The organism is Pseudogulbenkiania ferrooxidans 2002 (assembly GCF_000174355.1).
Lineage (GTDB): Bacteria > Pseudomonadota > Gammaproteobacteria > Burkholderiales > Chromobacteriaceae > Pseudogulbenkiania > Pseudogulbenkiania ferrooxidans.
Window position 1 is genome coordinate 142,186 of sequence record NZ_ACIS01000001.1, and the last position, 15,416, is coordinate 157,601.

14 protein-coding genes and 1 pseudogene are annotated in these 15,416 nt (G+C 67.8%); 10 read left to right on the forward strand and 5 right to left on the reverse strand.

The genetic code is table 11. The features are described from left to right. Positions 1-14 precede the first annotated feature (14 nt). Positions 15-1,843, forward strand: a pseudogene (gene glmS / locus FURADRAFT_RS00720) (glutamine--fructose-6-phosphate transaminase (isomerizing)). Positions 1,844-2,054: 211 nt separating this feature from the next. Here glmS and FURADRAFT_RS00725 read toward each other — a convergent pair. The 3 genes from FURADRAFT_RS00725 to FURADRAFT_RS00735 all read right to left on the reverse strand — a co-directional run bounded on the left by FURADRAFT_RS00725 (position 2,055) and on the right by FURADRAFT_RS00735 (position 4,117). Beyond that, complete coding sequence (locus FURADRAFT_RS00725; RefSeq protein WP_008952168.1) at positions 2,055-2,693, reverse strand: FMN-binding negative transcriptional regulator; 639 nt, start codon at positions 2,691-2,693, stop codon at positions 2,055-2,057. Positions 2,694-2,781: 88 nt separating this feature from the next. After that, positions 2,782-3,402: a LysE family translocator gene (locus FURADRAFT_RS00730; RefSeq protein ID WP_008952169.1), complete on the reverse strand. Its 621-nt coding sequence runs from the start codon at positions 3,400-3,402 to the stop codon at positions 2,782-2,784. A 19-nt stretch (positions 3,403-3,421) separates the two neighbouring features. After that, the gene (locus FURADRAFT_RS00735) at positions 3,422-4,117 is read right to left on the reverse strand and encodes a B3/B4 domain-containing protein (RefSeq protein WP_008952170.1); all 696 of its coding nucleotides are present in this window, start codon (positions 4,115-4,117) and stop codon (positions 3,422-3,424) included. Between the two features lie 43 nt (positions 4,118-4,160). Here FURADRAFT_RS00735 and FURADRAFT_RS00740 point away from each other — a divergent pair, with 43 nt between their 5' ends. Next, positions 4,161-4,778 carry a helix-turn-helix domain-containing protein gene (locus FURADRAFT_RS00740; RefSeq protein WP_008952171.1) on the forward strand — a complete coding sequence of 206 codons (618 nt, stop codon included), beginning with the start codon at positions 4,161-4,163 and terminating at the stop codon, positions 4,776-4,778. Between the two features lie 95 nt (positions 4,779-4,873). Here FURADRAFT_RS00740 and dkgB read toward each other — a convergent pair whose 3' ends face one another. Both dkgB and FURADRAFT_RS00750 read right to left on the reverse strand, forming a co-directional pair. Next, a complete protein-coding gene (gene dkgB / locus FURADRAFT_RS00745) occupies positions 4,874-5,674 on the reverse strand; it encodes a 2,5-didehydrogluconate reductase DkgB (protein WP_008952172.1) in 801 nt (266 codons plus the stop codon). Positions 5,675-5,717: 43 nt separating this feature from the next. Beyond that, entirely contained in the window at positions 5,718-6,896 is a 1,179-nt protein-coding gene (locus tag FURADRAFT_RS00750; protein WP_008952173.1) for an MFS transporter, read from the reverse strand. A gap of 99 nt (positions 6,897-6,995) precedes the next feature. On the opposite strand from FURADRAFT_RS00750, the gene FURADRAFT_RS00755 reads away from it, so the two are divergent. From FURADRAFT_RS00755 to FURADRAFT_RS00790, 8 genes are all read left to right on the forward strand, one after another. Continuing rightward, entirely contained in the window at positions 6,996-7,892 is an 897-nt protein-coding gene (locus tag FURADRAFT_RS00755) for a LysR family transcriptional regulator (RefSeq protein WP_008952174.1), read from the forward strand. A gap of 183 nt (positions 7,893-8,075) precedes the next feature. Then, positions 8,076-9,305: an MFS transporter gene (locus FURADRAFT_RS00760; protein ID WP_008952175.1), complete on the forward strand. Its 1,230-nt coding sequence runs from the start codon at positions 8,076-8,078 to the stop codon at positions 9,303-9,305. Positions 9,306-9,351: 46 nt separating this feature from the next. Beyond that, positions 9,352-9,909: a DedA family protein gene (locus tag FURADRAFT_RS00765; RefSeq protein WP_008952176.1), complete on the forward strand. Its 558-nt coding sequence runs from the start codon at positions 9,352-9,354 to the stop codon at positions 9,907-9,909. A gap of 200 nt (positions 9,910-10,109) precedes the next feature. Then, the gene (locus tag FURADRAFT_RS00770) at positions 10,110-11,312 is read left to right on the forward strand and encodes an MFS transporter (protein WP_236261503.1); all 1,203 of its coding nucleotides are present in this window, start codon (positions 10,110-10,112) and stop codon (positions 11,310-11,312) included. Between the two features lie 68 nt (positions 11,313-11,380). Beyond that, a complete protein-coding gene (locus tag FURADRAFT_RS00775) occupies positions 11,381-12,388 on the forward strand; it encodes a nucleoid-associated protein (RefSeq protein WP_008952178.1) in 1,008 nt (335 codons plus the stop codon). 110 nt (positions 12,389-12,498) lie between these two features. Further along, on the forward strand, positions 12,499-13,209 hold the full coding sequence (gene hutC / locus FURADRAFT_RS00780) for a histidine utilization repressor (protein WP_008952179.1): 711 nt from the start codon (positions 12,499-12,501) through the stop codon (positions 13,207-13,209). Between the two features lie 124 nt (positions 13,210-13,333). Continuing rightward, a complete protein-coding gene (locus FURADRAFT_RS00785) occupies positions 13,334-13,990 on the forward strand; it encodes a HutD/Ves family protein (protein ID WP_008952180.1) in 657 nt (218 codons plus the stop codon). A 9-nt stretch (positions 13,991-13,999) separates the two neighbouring features. Then, positions 14,000-15,391, forward strand: coding sequence for a formimidoylglutamate deiminase (locus FURADRAFT_RS00790; RefSeq protein ID WP_008952181.1), 1,392 nt, complete (start codon positions 14,000-14,002; stop codon positions 15,389-15,391). Positions 15,392-15,416: the final 25 nt, after the last annotated feature.

Here is a 15,416-nt window from a genome sequence, read left to right on the forward strand (position 1 = left end):
CAAGGAAGACTGATATGTGTGGCATTGTCGGCGCGATTGCAGCGCGTAATGTGGTTCCGGTTCTGGTCGAAGGCCTGAAGCGCCTCGAATACCGTGGTTACGACTCGGCCGGCGTGGCCGTGCTGGCGGGGAACGAGATCCGCCGCGTGCGCCGTGTCGGCCGTGTCGCCGAAATGGAAAGCGCGACCCTGGCCGAAGGCCTCGATGGTCAGCTCGGCATTGGTCATACCCGCTGGGCGACGCACGGCGGCGTGACCGAACCCAATGCTCACCCGCATATTTCGCACGGCCAGATCGCCGTGGTCCACAACGGCATCATCGAAAACCACGAGGCGCAGCGCGAACGGCTCAAGGAGCTGGGCTACCGCTTCGAATCGCAGACCGACACCGAGGTCATCGCCCACTTGGTGCATCACTACTATCAGGCTTCGGCCAACCTGTTCGAGGCGGTGCGCAGTACCGTGCGCGAACTGACCGGTGCTTACGCCATCGGCGTGATCGCGCTGGACCGTCCGGACGAACTGATCTGCGCGCGCATGGGCTGTCCGCTGCTGGTGGGCCTGGGCGACGGTGAGAACTTCATCGCCTCCGACGTCTCGGCGATCCTGTCCGCCACACGCCGCGTGATTTTCCTGGAAGAGGGCGATTTGGGCTATATCACCCGCGACGGCGTCAAGCTGATCGACAAGGACGACCAGCCGGTGGAGCGCGCCGTGCACGTCTCCGACGTCTCGCTGGCCTCGCTCGAGCTAGGCCCGTACAGCCACTTCATGCAGAAGGAAATCCACGAGCAGCCCAAGGCCTTGTCGGACACCATCGAAGCGGTACTCGACGCCGGCTTTACCGCGGCGTTGTTCGGCCCCAACGCTGCCGCGCTGCTGCCGACGCTGGAAGGCGTCAAGATTCTTGCCTGCGGCACCAGCTATTACGCTGGCCTGACCGCCAAATACTGGATCGAGAGCATCGCCGGCGTGCCGTGCGATGTCGAGATCGCCAGCGAATACCGCTACCGCGACGCCTGGGCCAACCCCAAGCACCTGGTCGTCACCATCTCGCAGTCGGGTGAAACGCTCGATACCATGGAGGCGCTGAAGTACGCCAAGTCGCTCGGCCACACTGCCGCGCTGTCGATTTGCAACGTGCGTGAATCGGCCATCCCGCGCGCCTCCGAACTGGTGTTCTACACCCGCGCCGGCGCCGAGATCGGCGTCGCCTCGACCAAGGCCTTCACCACTCAGCTGGTCGCCCTGTTCGCGCTGGCGGTGACGCTGGGCAAGGTGCGCGGCCGCGTCAGCGACGAGCAGCAGGCACAATACCTGGACGAGTTGCGCCACCTGCCGGGCAGCGTGCAGCACGCTCTCAACCTCGAGCCGCAGATCAAGGCCTGGGCCGACAAGTTCGCCGCCAAGAACGACGCGCTGTTCCTCGGCCGCGGTCTGCACTACCCGATCGCCCTCGAAGGCGCGCTCAAGCTCAAGGAAATCTCCTACATCCACGCCGAAGCCTACCCGGCGGGCGAACTGAAGCACGGCCCGCTGGCGCTGGTCGACAGCAACATGCCGGTGGTGGTGATCGCGCCGAACGACAGCCTGCTGGAAAAGGTGAAGTCCAATATGCAGAAGTGCGCGCGCGTGGCGGTGAACTGTTCGTGTTCGCCGACCTCGACAGCCACTTCAGCGAATCGGAAGGCGTACACGTGATCCGCACCCCGCGTCACGTCGGCGTGCTGAGCCCGGTGGTGCATGCCATCCCGGTGCAGCTGCTGGCCTACCACGCGGCGCTGGCGCGCGGCACCGACGTCGACAAGCCACGCAATCTAGCCAAATCCGTGACGGTAGAATGACTTTGTCATATTTGATTTGACTGGAGCAAATAAAGTCTGTCGGATCCGAATAAAGTTCGTCGGAGTCTGACCAAAAAGAAGGGGCCATTGGCCCCTTTTTACTTTTCAGGTTGGCGGACGTGCTGAGACTCCGGACGTGAGCACGTTTGGGTACGCTTTGTTGCGAGTCGATGCGTGAGACATGGCGTGCAGACCCGTGGGATGGGAGACGCTAACCCCCGTTTCCGGCCATGGCGGCGAGCATCGCGTCTCCCATGTCATGGTTTCCACATCCTTTGAGTGCATGGGCGGCCCCCAGGATGTCGCGCGCTTCTTCATCTTGGCCAAGCTTGCTCTTGCCAACGAGGCGGGTGATGTCGATCTGCAGCCCGATGATCCGCTGCAGCAAGGAGTCAATGTAGTCCCTGGGCGCGTCGGTCATCTTCCATGGGGTGGATTGCGACGCTTCATGCCTGCGGGTCAGCCGGGCGACCACGCCGCGCACGTACTTCTCGTCATCGTGGAAATGGATTCGTCCATAGGCGTGGACGACGATGTAGTTCCAGGTCGGCACCTGTCGGTGCGACTCGTGCTTGGTTGGATACCAGTTTGGCGAGATATACGCTGCGCCGGCCCGAAACACCACCAGCACTTCGGCGCCGTTTGCGACGTCCTGCCAGAGCGGGTTGGCCCGAGCGATATGGGCTTTGAGTACGCCCAGCTCGCCTTCCTTCGCCGCCAGTTCGAACGGGATATGGTTGGCATCCAGTCCGTTCTTGCCATGCGTGATCAGGGCGCCGAACGGGTGCTGCGCGATGCATTGGTGCAGGGCGTCGGTGCGGGACTCATTGAAATGGGCGGGCAGGTACATGTATCGGCTCCATGGCGGGCTGAGCGAGCGGGCGCACTGCCGGCCTCGCGCCGCCCTGTATTCGATAGGGTGAGAAGGACAACGTGGGCTAACCGTTCCGGTTCGCTACGGCGACCAGAACGCCGAGCGTCAGCATGGTGGCGCCGGACAGGCGGGACAGCAGCCGCGCCTTGGCGGCCTTGGCCGTGCCGGAGGCGAGAATGCGGCTGGCGGCGGCAACGGCGATCAGGTCCACCAGGCTGTTGAGCAGCACGCAGAGGGTCCCGTACAGGATGAACTGAGGGGCCAGCGGCTGCCGGGCGGAGACGAACTGCGGAATGAAGGCCAGGAAGAACAGGGCGGTCTTCACGTTGAACACTTCGACGATGATGCCGTCCCGCAACGCCTTGCCCGCTCCGGCCCGCTGCACGAGCGGTGCTTCCGGGCTTGCTGCTCGGGAGGCCAGCAGGCGGATGCCGAGATACATCAGATAAGCCGCCCCAAGGTATTTCACCACCGCGTAGGCCCATGCCGACTGGGCGATCAGCAAGGACAAGCCCAGCGCGCCCGCCAGGACATGCACCATGCCGCCGACGGCGGTGCCCAGCGAAGAAGCGATGCCTTCGGCCCGGCCGCCGGCCGCGGTGCGGGCGACGACATAGGCGATGCCGGGCCCCGGCGTGATGGCGAGCAGGGTGGCGGCGAGCAGGAAGGTGAGGGATGGCAGCATGGTCGGTTTCCTGTGTCGGTTAGCGGGGGGCGAAGCCGATCAGCGTCGATTCGATGGCGGCGCCGGGCATCATGAGTTGCAGCCCCTGGGTCAAGCGATCGCCCGCCTCGTGCAGTGCTTCCAGCGGCATCGCCGGCAAGCTCTCCAGAATGAACCACATCTGTTTTGCCTCTGCGCTCAGCCGGGTTCTGACGCCCTGGCGCCAGTTCCAGCGCCGGCACGTCACCCCGACGTCGTCACGCCACACGACTTCCCCGGCCTCGGGGGATTCATGGGCCGGCGCGCCGTCTTTCAGGGTGTCGAAGCGTTCCGTGCCATCCGCGATGACCAACCGGGGGACGCCGACGTAGGCGGCGAAGTTTTCGCCACCGACAGGGACGGCGTAGTCGATGCTGATGGCGTTGTACAGGTCGACCACCGGGTCGATGCTCGGCAGGCTGCCGTCGCGCAGCACCCGCTTGCACAAGGCTTCGGCCGAGCTCGGGGTGCGCTGCGGCTTGGCGCCGAACTGCCGGAACACCTCGGCCCAGGCCGATAGATGCGCCTCGGCCCAGGCTGGTCTGGTGGCGGCCAGCGACCGGCAGGCACGGCTCAGGGCCTCGGCCGCCAGCTCTGGATTGACGATGGGAGCCGCTTCGACGCTGATGCTGAGGGCGCGGAACCCGGGGGCCAGGGTGGCGATGGCGGGATCGATTGACGGCGTGACGGGGAACATCGGAGAATCCTTTAGTGACCGATTTATTCCATTTTGCCGACCAATGACCAAAAAAGTCAATATATCGACCGACTCGGGTGCCGATGTCCACTCCGTCAGCCAGGCGGTCGCCGCCAAGCTCAAACAACATCGAAAAAAACAGAAACTGTCGCTGGACGAACTCTCGCGGCGCGCGGGCGTGAGCAAGGGCATGCTGGTGGAGATCGAGAAATGCATCGCCAATCCCAGCATCGCCATTCTCTGCAAGATCGCGGCGGCGCTCGGCGTTTCGGTGGCGGATATCGTGGACGTGGCCAGCGCTCCTGCGGCACGACTGATCGAGGGCCAGGACATCCCGACGCTGTGGACGGGCCCCAAGGGGGGCTCGGCCCGCCTGCTGGCGGGCACCTCGGGGCCCAACATGATCGAGCTGTGGCGCTGGGAGCTGCAGCCGGGGGAGCTGTTTGAGTCGCCCGGGCATCCGCAGGGAACCTTCGAGCTGTTCCATGTGGAGCAGGGGCAATTGACGATGAGGGTGGATAAAACCGACCTGATCGTCCCGGCGGGGGGCTCGGCGGTGGCGAGGACGGACGTTCCCCATCACTATGCGAACGAGGGCGATACCCCGCTGGTGTTCACGATGACCGTGGCCGAGCTGCACCAGTTGGCGACGACGCTCTAGTCGGTGCGCCGGGTTTGCCTGGCGCGCCGCTTACGGGAGGGCGAGATACGGACAGGGCAAGCCGGGCGTGATCGCCCGGCCCGGGGGCGTGCCGGCTAGTCCCAGCGCGGGGCGAACTCCGGATTGGCGAGGCGCTCGCCGCGCTCCAGCGTGGCGATTTCCCGTTGCTCTTCCTCGCTCAGGCTAAGGGCCTGCGCCTGCAGGTTGGCCGCCAGATTGGCGCGCTGGGTCGAGGAGGGGATCACGGAGCAGCCCTGTTGCAGCAGCCAGGCGAGGGCAATCTGCGCCGGCGTGGCGCCGTGCCGGGCGGCGATGCGCTGCAACACCGGCTCCTGCATCACCTTGCCGTAGGCCAGCGGCATGTAGGCGGTGAGGTGCAGGCCGTGTTCGCGGCAGAACGCCGCCACCTGGCGGTTTTGCAGGAAGGGGTGGAGCTCGATCTGCTGGGTGGCGATCTCTTCGGCGCCGACCACGGCGATGGCCTGCTCGAGGTGGCGGATGGTGAAGTTGGAGACGCCGATCTGCCGCGCCAGCCCCTGCGACTTGGCTTCGGCCAACGTTTCCATGTACTCGGCCACCGCGATGGCGTCGTCGGGCGACGGCCAGTGGATCAGCGCCAGGTCGAGCTGGTCGAGACGCAGCTTGTCGAGGCTTTGCTTCAGGCTGGGGATCAGTTGGTCGCGTCCCAGGTGCTCGGTCCACACCTTGGTGGTGACGAAGACCTCGTTGCGCGGCACGCCGCTGTGCGCCAGCGCCTGGCCGACCTCGGCCTCGTTGCCGTAGATCTGGGCGGTATCGATGTGGCGGTAACCCAGCTCGAGGCCCATCGACACCGAGTCGATGACGTGCTGGCCTTGCAGGCGGAAGGTGCCGAGTCCGAGGACGGGAATGGTCATGAGTGTTCCTTTTGAGTGATGGATAAGAGGGTGGCGGTGCGCATTACGACGCGGCGACGGCGGTGGCGCGGCGGTCCAGGCGGCCGCTCCAGTGGGTGATGGCGAGTGCCAGCAGCACCACCAGCGCGCCGACCCAGGGCGTGGTCATCAGGCCGGCGTGTTCGACGATCAGGCCGCCGCCCCAGGCGCCGCCGGCGATGCCCAGGTTGAAGGCGGCGATGTTGAGGCCGGAGGCGACGTCCACCGCGTGCGGGGCGTGGCGTTCGGCCTGTTGCACCACGTAGAGCTGCAGGCCGGGCACGTTGCCGAAGGCCACCGCGCCCCACAGCAGCACCGTGGCCAGCGCCAGCCAGGGATGGGGGGCGGTGAAGGTGAGCAGCAACAGCACGCCGGCCAGCAGCAGGAAGATGCGCTGCAGGGCGTGGATCGGGCCGTGGCGGTCTGCCAACTTGCCGCCCCAGATGTTGCCGATGGCGACCGAGACGCCGTAGACCAGCATCACCAGGCTGACGGCGCCGGCGCTGAAGCCGGAGACCTGCTGCAGGATGGGGGCGAGGAAGGTGAAGGCGACGAAGGAGCCGCCGTAGCCGAGCGCGGTCTTGGCGTACACCATCAACAGGCGCGGCTGGCGCAGCACGTCGAGCTGTTGCAGCAGCGAGGCCGGCGGGCTGTGGCGGATGGTGGCGGGCACGAACAGCAGGCTGCCGACGAAGGCGATCACGCCGAGCGCGGAGACCGCGAGGAAGGTTTCGCGCCAGCCGAAGTGCTGGCCGATGAAGGTGCCCAGCGGCACGCCGCTGACCAGCGCAACGGTGAGGCCGGTGAACATGGTGGCGATGGCGCTGGCGGCCTTGTCCTTGGGCACCAGGCCGGTGGCGATGGTGGAGCCGATGGAGAAGAACACGCCGTGCGCCAGCCCGGTCAGCACGCGGGCGACGATCAGCGAGGCATAGCCGGGGGCCTGCCAGGCCAGCAGGTTGCCGACGGTGAACAGCGCCATCAGCGCCAGCAGCAGTTGCTTGCGCGGCAGGCGGCCGGTGAGCGCGGTCAACAGCGGGGCGCCGACGGCGACGCCGAGCGCGTAGAGGCTGACCAAGAGGCCGGCTGAGGGCAGGCTGACCTTGAGGTCGGCGGCGATGGTCGGAATCAGCCCGACGATGACGAATTCGGTGGTTCCGATGGCGAAGGCGCTGATCGTCAGCGCCAAGAGGGCGATCGGCATGATGAGCACTCCGGTTGAATAAGGAGTGCAGAGTGTCGCGGCTTTACTCTTGCAGAAAAATACGGTCTGATGCAGAAGATATTTGACTGAAAGTCAATAATGAAGAGCACGACCGAAGAGCTGCTGGCCTTTGTCCGTGTGGTCGATGCCGGTTCGATCACGGCGGCGGCCGAGCAGTTGGGGCAGACCACGTCCGGGGTGAGCCGGGCCTTGAGCCGGCTGGAAGGCAAGCTCGCCACCACCTTGCTCAACCGCACCACGCGCCGGCTGGAGCTGACCGAGGAGGGGCGGCTGTTCCTGTCCCACGCCCGCGGCATCCTCGGCGCCATCGACGAGGCCGAGGAGCAGATGGCGATCCGCCGCGAGCGGCCGTCCGGGCGGCTGCGCGTGAACGCCGCCTCGCCGTTTATGCTGCACGCGGTGGTGCCGCTGGTGGGGGCGTTTCGTGCCCGCTACCCGGAGATCGAGCTGGAACTGAATACCAGCGACGAGATCATCGACCTGCTGGAGCAGCGCACCGACGTGGCGATCCGCATCGGCACGTTGCAGGACTCCTCGCTGCACGCCCGGCCGCTCGGGCAGTTCCGGCTGCGGCTGGTGGCGGCGCCGGCCTATCTGGAACGGCACGGCGTGCCGCAGCAGGTCGACGAGCTGGCACGGCATGCGCTGATCGGCTTCAGCGCGCCGTCGTCGCTCAACACCTGGCCGCTGCGGCGGCAGGAGTCGTCGGGCTATGTCATCACCCCGGCGCTGTCTGCATCGAGCGGCGAGACCGTGCGCCAGCTCGCGCTGGCCGGGCAGGGCATCGCCTGCCTGTCCGATTTCATGACCGGTGAGGACCGCCGCCGTGGCGCGCTGGTTCAGGTGCTGGCCGAGGCGACGATCGAGACCTGGCAGGCGATCCACGCGGTGTACTACCGCAACACCGGGCTGGCGGCGCGCATTGGCTGTTTCCTGGATTTCCTGGGGCAGCAGCTGGCAGGACAGGGACGGTGAGCGCCTGGGCGCTGCCGCGTGGCCAGGCTCCCGCCTTCCGTGTTTGAGTTCGTTTCGCGTCTTGCCTACACTTCGCCTGCAACGGCAGGCTGCCGCGAACGCCCCGGGGAGGACCGCTGCGCCAGGTCCGGCGGGCCTTCCGTGGCCGGACCGGGCAGCCACTTCTTTTTCGAGGCGCCTCGCATGTCGACCCAACCCTCGCGCCAGCCCGGCGCGCTGAAAATGCCCGTGGCGACGCCCGCGATACCCCGTACGGTGTGGGCGCTGGGCTTTGTCAGCCTGTTCATGGACGTGTCGTCGGAGCTGACCCACAGCCTGCTGCCGCTGTTCCTGGCCGGGACGCTCGGCGCCAGTGCGCTGACCATCGGGGTGATCGAAGGCATCGCCGAGGCGACCGCCCTGATCGTCAAGATCTTCTCCGGGGCCATCAGCGATTTCATCGGCCGGCGCAAGGGCCTGCTGCTGGCGGGCTACGGGCTGGCGGCGCTGACCAAGCCGCTGTTTCCGCTCGCCACCTCGGCCGAAACGGTGTTCGTCGCGCGCTTTCTCGACCGCATCGGCAAGGGTATCCGGGGAGCGCCGCGCGATGCGCTGGTAGCCGATATCGCGCCGGCCGAGATTCGCGGCGCCTGTTTCGGCCTGCGCCAGTCGATGGACACGGTGGGGGCGTTTCTCGGCCCCCTGCTGGCGATCGCGCTGATGGCGGCTTTCGCCGGCAATATTCCGCTGGTGTTGTGGTTCGCGGTGGCGCCGGCCACCGTGGCGGTGGCGCTGATCGTGGCCGGGGTGGACGAACCCGGGCACGGCCCGTCGGCGCATCGTTTCCGCTCGCCGATCCACTGGCGCGTGCTGCGCGAGTTTCCGGCATCGTACTGGTGGGTGGTGGGGATCGGCGCGGTGTTCACGCTGGCCCGCTTCAGCGAGGCGTTCCTGGTGCTGCGCGCCCAGCAGTTGGGCTTGTCGGCCACCTGGGTGCCGGCGGTGATGGTGGTGATGTCGCTGGTCTACAGCCTGGCGGCCTATCCGGTGGGCCGGCTGTCGGACCGCATGAGCCGCACCGCCTTGCTGGGCGTGGGCCTGCTGTTCTTGGTGCTGGCGGACCTGGTGCTGGCCCGGGCGGGCTCGGTCGCGGGGCTGCTGGCCGGCGTGGCGCTGTGGGGGCTGCACATGGGGTTCAGTCAGGGCATCCTGGCCACGCTGGTGGCCGACACCACGCCGGGCGGGCTGAAGGGTACGGCGTTCGGCGTATTCAACCTGGTGAGCGGCGGCTGTATGCTGTTCGCCAGCGTGATCGCGGGCTGGTTGTGGCAGGTGCACGGCTCGGCCACGACCTTCTACGCCGGGGCGGTGTTCGCGCTGTCGGCCTTGCTGCTACTGGCCGGCCGGCGTGGACGGCGGGTCCGGCCGGGGTGACTTTTCCGGTGCCGGGGCAGGGCGGCGGCCAGGCGGGGGATAGGCGATGACATTGCCCCAGTTGCTCGCGCAGTACGGTTACCTGGCGGTGTTCGTCGGTGCGCTGCTGGAAGGCGAGACTGTGCTGGTACTGGCGGGTTTTGCCGCACACCAGGGTTATCTGTCGTTTTTCTGGGTGGTCGCGCTCGCCTTGTGCGGCGGCACGCTGGGCGACCAGACCTTCTTTTTGCTGGGGCGGCGCTACGGTACGGCACTGCTGGAGCGTTTCCCGCGCTGGAAGCCGGGGGCGCAGCGGGCGAGCCGGTTGCTGCAGCGGTTTCACGCCGCGCTGATCATCGGCGTGCGCTTCCTGTACGGACTGCGCGTGGTCGGGCCGATGGCGATCGGCATGAGCGGGGTGCCGGTGTGGCGTTTTGCCGTGCTCAACCTGATCGGCGCGGCGCTCTGGGCGCTGCTGGTCGCCGGTGCCGGTTTCCTGTTCGGGCACGCGCTGCAATGGCTGTTTGCCGACATCAAGCGTTACGAGGAGGGGGCGTTGCTGCTGATCGCCGCCCTGGTGGTGGCGTTCGGCCTTTGGCGCCGCCTGCGGCAGCGCTGGCGGTGAACGCGGCGGGGGAACGAAGGTCGTCGCAAGGCAATAAGTCGTCGTTTTGAGACATGTCTTGGGCGAAACAATGGCCATGATGAGGGCATGCCTACGCCTGTCCGGCCGCCGCTGGCCCGAGGGTGGTCGCGGGCGGGATGGGCGTGCGCGTCTTTGCAATGCGTCCCCGCCCGGGCGGGGGCTTTGAGTTTGTATTCCTGATGACGACTTTTCCTGTGCAGGCGTCGGCCGTGGGTGGCTGGCGCACCGTCTTGCGCTCGGTGGCGGCGTTGCTGCTGGGCTATACCATCCTGATGGCCGGCAACGGCCTGTTCACCACGCTGACCGCCTTGCGCCTGATCGGCAGCGGTCTGTCTACCACGCTGACCGGCCTGATCCAGTCGCTGTATTACGTCGGCTTCTTCGCCGGCACCTTCGCCTGCGGCGGCTTGATTCGCCAGGTGGGTCATCATCGCGCCTTCGCCGTGATGGCGGCGACCATCACCTGCGTGGCGCTGGCGCAGTCGCTCGGGGTCAGCCCCTGGTTGTGGGCCTTGTGCCGCCTGCTGACCGGGATGGCGCTGGTAGGCATCTTCATGGTGATGGAGAGCTGGCTCAACGGCTGCGCCGCCAACCATCTGCGCGGCCAGGTGATGTCGGTGTACATGATCACGGGCTATCTCGGCATCAGCGCCGGGCAGTGGTTGCTGAACGTGCCGTTGTCGGCCAGCGGCAGCCTGTTCAGCGTGGTGGGCATCCTGTTCGCGCTGTCGGCGATTCCGGTGACCCTGACCACGCCGGGGACGCATCTGGGGGTGTCGCCCAATCTGCTCGAAACCATCCTCCGCCTGCTTGCCACGGTGCGTCAGATGGCACGGCTGGCGCCGATCGGGCTCGGCGCGACGCTGGTGGCTGGCTGCCTGAGCGGGGCGTTCTACACCATGATCCCGGTGTTCTTCGCGCGTCACGGTTACGGCGAGGCGGACATCGCCGAGTTCATGGGCTTGTCGATGCTGGCGGCGCTGTCGCTGCAGTGGCCGGTGGGGCGCTTGTCCGACAAGGTGGACCGGCGCACGCTGCTGGCGCGGCTGTGCCTGGCCATCGGCGCCATCGCCCTGGCGATTGCGCTGAGCGGCAAGACAGCGTGGATGCTGTGGCTGATTCTGGCCTACGTCAGCGTCACCTTCACCCTGTACGGCGTCGCCAGTGCCATCGTCAACGACGTGATGCCGCCAGAGTCCCGCATCGATACCAGTTCGGTGCTGCTGCTGGCGTTTGCCGCCGGCGGCATCGCCGGCCCGCTGCTGGTGTCGCTGTTCATGGACGGACTCGGGCCGGCAGGCTATTTCTACTGTTCGGCGGTGCTGAGTTTCGGCCTGCTCGCCGCCATGACGCGGTACCGCCCGTCGCCCCGTGACGCGTGAGCGCGCCGCTTGCCACGGGCGGAGGCGGCGGCAATAATCGCGGCTCGTTGGCGAACAGGGAGACGGGCATGGTGATCGGTGAGGCGAGGGTGGAGCGGCTGGTGGTGCATCGCGTGGGCAATCCGGCGCGCGGCGAGCCGCTGCAGCTGTCGGAGCGCACCACCGCGGCCGACGACGGGGTGTCGGCGCTGATCCTCGACGGCTACCTCAAGGGCATCGTGTCGGACAAGAAGAAGTACCAGTTCGTGCACGAATCCGACCTCAACCTCAACGAGCTCTATCACTACTCGCGCCAGTTCTTCCGCGACGAGCTGGATTTTCTCGAGCTGTCGCGGCGCATCGCGCGCCACCTCTACGCGCGCTCGCAGCATCCCAACATCAGCGCCGGCGACCTCCTGGTGGTGCTGTTTTCCGGGCTTGCCGACGGCGACGAGCCGCAGCGCGCGCTGGGGGTGTTCAAGTCGGAGATCCGCGACGATTTCCTGACCGTGATCGAGTCGGGGGCGGTGTTCGATCTCGGCCACGCCTCCGGCATCAACCCGCGCCTGATCGACAAGGGCGCGCTGCTCCTGGAACACGGGCCGACGGTGTACGCCGTGGACCGCCTGGGCCAGCAGGCCAAGTTCTGGCTCGACGACTTCCTGCAGGCGCTGCGCGTGCCCGATACCGCCTCGCGCAGCCGCATGGTGGCCGAGGTGCTGGAGCAGATCTCCGGCGAGATCGACGACCCGCTGGCGCAGGCGCGCTTCAAGGACGAATGCCTGGCGCTGTGCCAGGCGGAAGAGGCGGTGTCGGCGGGCCAGGTGAGCGAGGTGGCGGAGCGCTTCGTGCCGCGCCAGCAGGTCGACCAGGCTTTCGACAGCGCGGCCGAGTCGTACGGCTTCGCGCTCGACGACGAGGCGGCGGTGCCGGCGCAGGGCATGGCGCGGCGCCTGGAGCGCACCCTGAGCAAGGTGGGGGTGGGGCACGGCGTGAGCATGCTGCTGCCGTCCTCGCTCGGCCTGCAGAATTTCCACTCGCTGGATGACGGCGAGGGTGGGTTGACGCTGACGATCAAGCTGCGCCGCCGCGACTAGCGGCGCGCCGGGTTGGCCGAAGCCCGGCGGCCGGGGGTGGTTATGTCTAGACAAGTTGGACGCGTGCTATAGTGTCGGACATCGTTTCCTTACGCCGAGAGCGCGCCTCCATGTCCAGCACCGCTACCAAACCCGTTCCCGCCTACGCGCAAATCAAGGACTACGTCCGCCGCCAGATCGAGAGCGGCGCCTGGCCGATGGATAGCCTGATCCCGTCCGAGCACGAGCTGGTCAAGCAGTTCGGGGTGTCGCGCATGACGGTGCACCGCGCGCTGCGCGAGCTGACCGCCGAGCAGGTGCTCAACCGGGTGCAGGGGGCGGGCACCTTCGTCACCGGGCAGAAGTACCAGTCGACGCTGATCGAGATCAAGAGCATCGCCGAGGAGATCAAGGGACGCGGCGACCAGCACAGCAGCGAGGTGCTGATCCTGGAGCGCACCAGCGACACCAAGGCGCTGGCGGCGCTGGAACTCCCGGCCGACGCCTACGCCTTCCACTCGCGCATCGTGCATTTCGAGAACGGCGTGCCGATCCAGCTGGAAGACCGTTTCGTCAATCCGCGTCTGTACCCGCACTACCTCGAGCAGGACTTCCACACCATCACCCCCAACGAATACATGACGCGCGAGGCGGCACTGCAGCGCGCCGAGTACGTCATCACCGCGCGTCTGCCGGACGCCGTGGCGCGCCATCGCCTGCAGATGGAGATCGGCGACCCCTGCCTGGTGCTGCACCGCCGCACCTGGGCGCACGATCAAGTGGCGACCGACGTCATGCTGTGGCACCCGGGCTCGCGCTTCCAGTTCAGCGGGCGCTTCTGAGGCGGGTTTTCCCGGTCTGGCTGCCGGCGGCAGTGTACTTGTATAGACAATAGAGCTGCGCTACACTGGCTGAACTTGTATAGACATTAGGGCGTCCAGGCGGTCGCCCGACGGGAGAAGCCAGATGAGCAAGCCGCAGCACGACGCCGGCGACACGGCGACGGTGCCGGGTCGCCCCCCTCGCTACACGCTGATCCGCGCTGCGGCGCTGCAGGCGCGGCCGTGGAAGAACGGCGGCGGGGTGACGCGCGAGATCGCCGTGTTCCCCGAGGGGGCCGGCATGGACGATTTCGTCTGGCGCGTGAGCCTGGCCGACGTCGCGGCGGCCGGGCCGTTCTCGCGCTTTCCCGGCGTCGACCGCACCCTGGTGCTGCTCTCCGGCGACGGCATGGTGTTGCAGCAGGACGACGGCACGCGGCACGCGCTACGCCGCCCGCTCGAGCTGGCCGCCTTTGCCGGCGAGACGCCGATCGACGCCACCCTGCCCGGCGGCGCCACGCGCGACTTCAACCTGATGCTGCGCCGCGACGCCGCCCGGGGCCGCGTCGAGGTGTGGCAGGGGGCCGGCCGGCACGTGCTCGACGGCGACCTGGCGCTGCTGTTCTGCGCGCAGGGCCGGGTCGAGGTATCGCTCGGCGATGACGCGCCGATTGCGCTCGAAGCCGACGACACCCTGCGCCTCGTCACCACCGCCGCGCTCGCCTGCCGCGTGGAAGGCGACGGCGCGCTGCTCGCCGTCAGCATCCGCCTGCTGCCGCTTACCCCTTCAGACCGTTCTTGAGGTTGGCCGATGACACTTTCCACCCACTCCCTGTTTGCCGAACGCGCGCTGCTGCCCGAGGGCTGGCGCCGTAACGTGCTGCTCTCCTGGGACGCGCACGGCCTGCTGACGGCCGTCGAGCCGGACGCGGCCCTGCCCGCCGGGGTCGAGCGCGCCGCCGGGCCGGTGATCGCCGGCATGCCGAACCTGCACTCGCACGCCTTCCAGCGCGCCATGGCGGGCTTGACCGAGTACCTCGGCCACCCGCAGGACAGCTTCTGGAGCTGGCGCAGCCTGATGTACCGTTTCGCCGCGCGGCTGAAGCCGGACACGCTGGAGGCGGTTGCGCGCCAGCTCTACGTCGAGATGGCCAAGGCCGGCTACACCTCGGTGTGCGAGTTCCACTACGTGCACCACGACGCCAACGGCAAGCCCTACGCCAATCCGGCCGAGCATGGCGAGCGCCTGATCGCCGCCGCCGCCGACGCCGGCATCGGCCTCACGCTGCTGCCGGTGCTGTACCAGCAAAGCGGCTTCGGCGCCAAGCCGCCGCTGCCGGAGCAGGCACGCTTCATCGCCAGCACCGACTGGATGCTCGATCTGCTGGCTCGCCTGCGCCGCGATCATCCGCAGCATGCCGGCTTGCGCTACGGCGTGGCGCCGCATTCGTTGCGCGCCGTCACGCCGGCCACACTGGAAGCCCTGCGCAGCGGTCTGCACGGCGCCGACCCGGGCGCGCCGATCCACATCCACATCGCCGAGCAGACCAAGGAGGTCGACGACTGCGTCGCCGAGCTGGGCAAGCGCCCGGTGCGCTGGCTGCTCGACAACCAGCCGCTCGACGAGCGCTGGTGCCTGGTGCACGCCACCCACATGACGCCGGACGAGACCGCTGATCTCGCCGCCAGCGGCGCGGTGGCCGGCATCTGTCCGACCACCGAGGCCAACCTCGGCGACGGCATTTTCGACGGCGTGGCCTACCTCGCCGCCGGCGGTAACTGGGGCATCGGCTCGGACAGCCACGTCAGCGTGTCGCTGGTCGAGGAACTGCGCCTGTTGGAATACAGCCAGCGCCTGCGCGACCGGCGCCGCAATGCGCTCGCCAGCGCCGACGCCCCGCTGGTGGCGGACCGGCTGTATGCCCAGGCGGTGGCTGGCGGCGCGCTGGCGACGGGACGGCCGGTGGCCGGTCTGGCGCCGGGGCAGCGTGCCGACCTGCTGGTGCTCGACGCCGAGCACCCCAATCTGGCGCAGCGCGCGGAGTCGCAGCTGTTGGCCGGGCTGGTGTTCTGCCAGCACGGCGAAACGCCGATCCGCGACGTCTATGCCGGCGGGCGGCGCATCGTCACCGAGCGGCGCCACGTTTCCGAGGCGGCCGCGGCGCGGGGCTATCAGGAAGCCCTGGCCGAACTGCTGGGCTGATCCTCAACCATTTGGGACGGAATTC

Excerpts from the sequence above, each read along its gene's own strand:
- FURADRAFT_RS00790 (WP_008952181.1), top strand. The coding sequence starts at position 14,000 with ATGACACTTTCCACCCACTCCCTGTTTGCCGAACGCGCGCTGCTGCCC.
- dkgB (WP_008952172.1), bottom strand. The coding sequence starts at position 5,674 with ATGACCATTCCCGTCCTCGGACTCGGCACCTTCCGCCTGCAAGGCCAG.
- hutC (WP_008952179.1), top strand. The coding sequence starts at position 12,499 with ATGTCCAGCACCGCTACCAAACCCGTTCCCGCCTACGCGCAAATCAAG.
- FURADRAFT_RS00725 (WP_008952168.1), bottom strand. The coding sequence starts at position 2,693 with ATGTACCTGCCCGCCCATTTCAATGAGTCCCGCACCGACGCCCTGCAC.
- FURADRAFT_RS00750 (WP_008952173.1), bottom strand. The coding sequence starts at position 6,896 with ATGCCGATCGCCCTCTTGGCGCTGACGATCAGCGCCTTCGCCATCGGA.
- FURADRAFT_RS00770 (WP_236261503.1), top strand. The coding sequence starts at position 10,110 with ATGACGACTTTTCCTGTGCAGGCGTCGGCCGTGGGTGGCTGGCGCACC.
- FURADRAFT_RS00760 (WP_008952175.1), top strand. The coding sequence starts at position 8,076 with ATGTCGACCCAACCCTCGCGCCAGCCCGGCGCGCTGAAAATGCCCGTG.
- FURADRAFT_RS00765 (WP_008952176.1), top strand. The coding sequence starts at position 9,352 with ATGACATTGCCCCAGTTGCTCGCGCAGTACGGTTACCTGGCGGTGTTC.
- FURADRAFT_RS00735 (WP_008952170.1), bottom strand. The coding sequence starts at position 4,117 with ATGTTCCCCGTCACGCCGTCAATCGATCCCGCCATCGCCACCCTGGCC.
- FURADRAFT_RS00785 (WP_008952180.1), top strand. The coding sequence starts at position 13,334 with ATGAGCAAGCCGCAGCACGACGCCGGCGACACGGCGACGGTGCCGGGT.
- FURADRAFT_RS00775 (WP_008952178.1), top strand. The coding sequence starts at position 11,381 with ATGGTGATCGGTGAGGCGAGGGTGGAGCGGCTGGTGGTGCATCGCGTG.
- FURADRAFT_RS00730 (WP_008952169.1), bottom strand. The coding sequence starts at position 3,402 with ATGCTGCCATCCCTCACCTTCCTGCTCGCCGCCACCCTGCTCGCCATC.
- FURADRAFT_RS00740 (WP_008952171.1), top strand. The coding sequence starts at position 4,161 with ATGACCAAAAAAGTCAATATATCGACCGACTCGGGTGCCGATGTCCAC.
- FURADRAFT_RS00755 (WP_008952174.1), top strand. The coding sequence starts at position 6,996 with ATGAAGAGCACGACCGAAGAGCTGCTGGCCTTTGTCCGTGTGGTCGAT.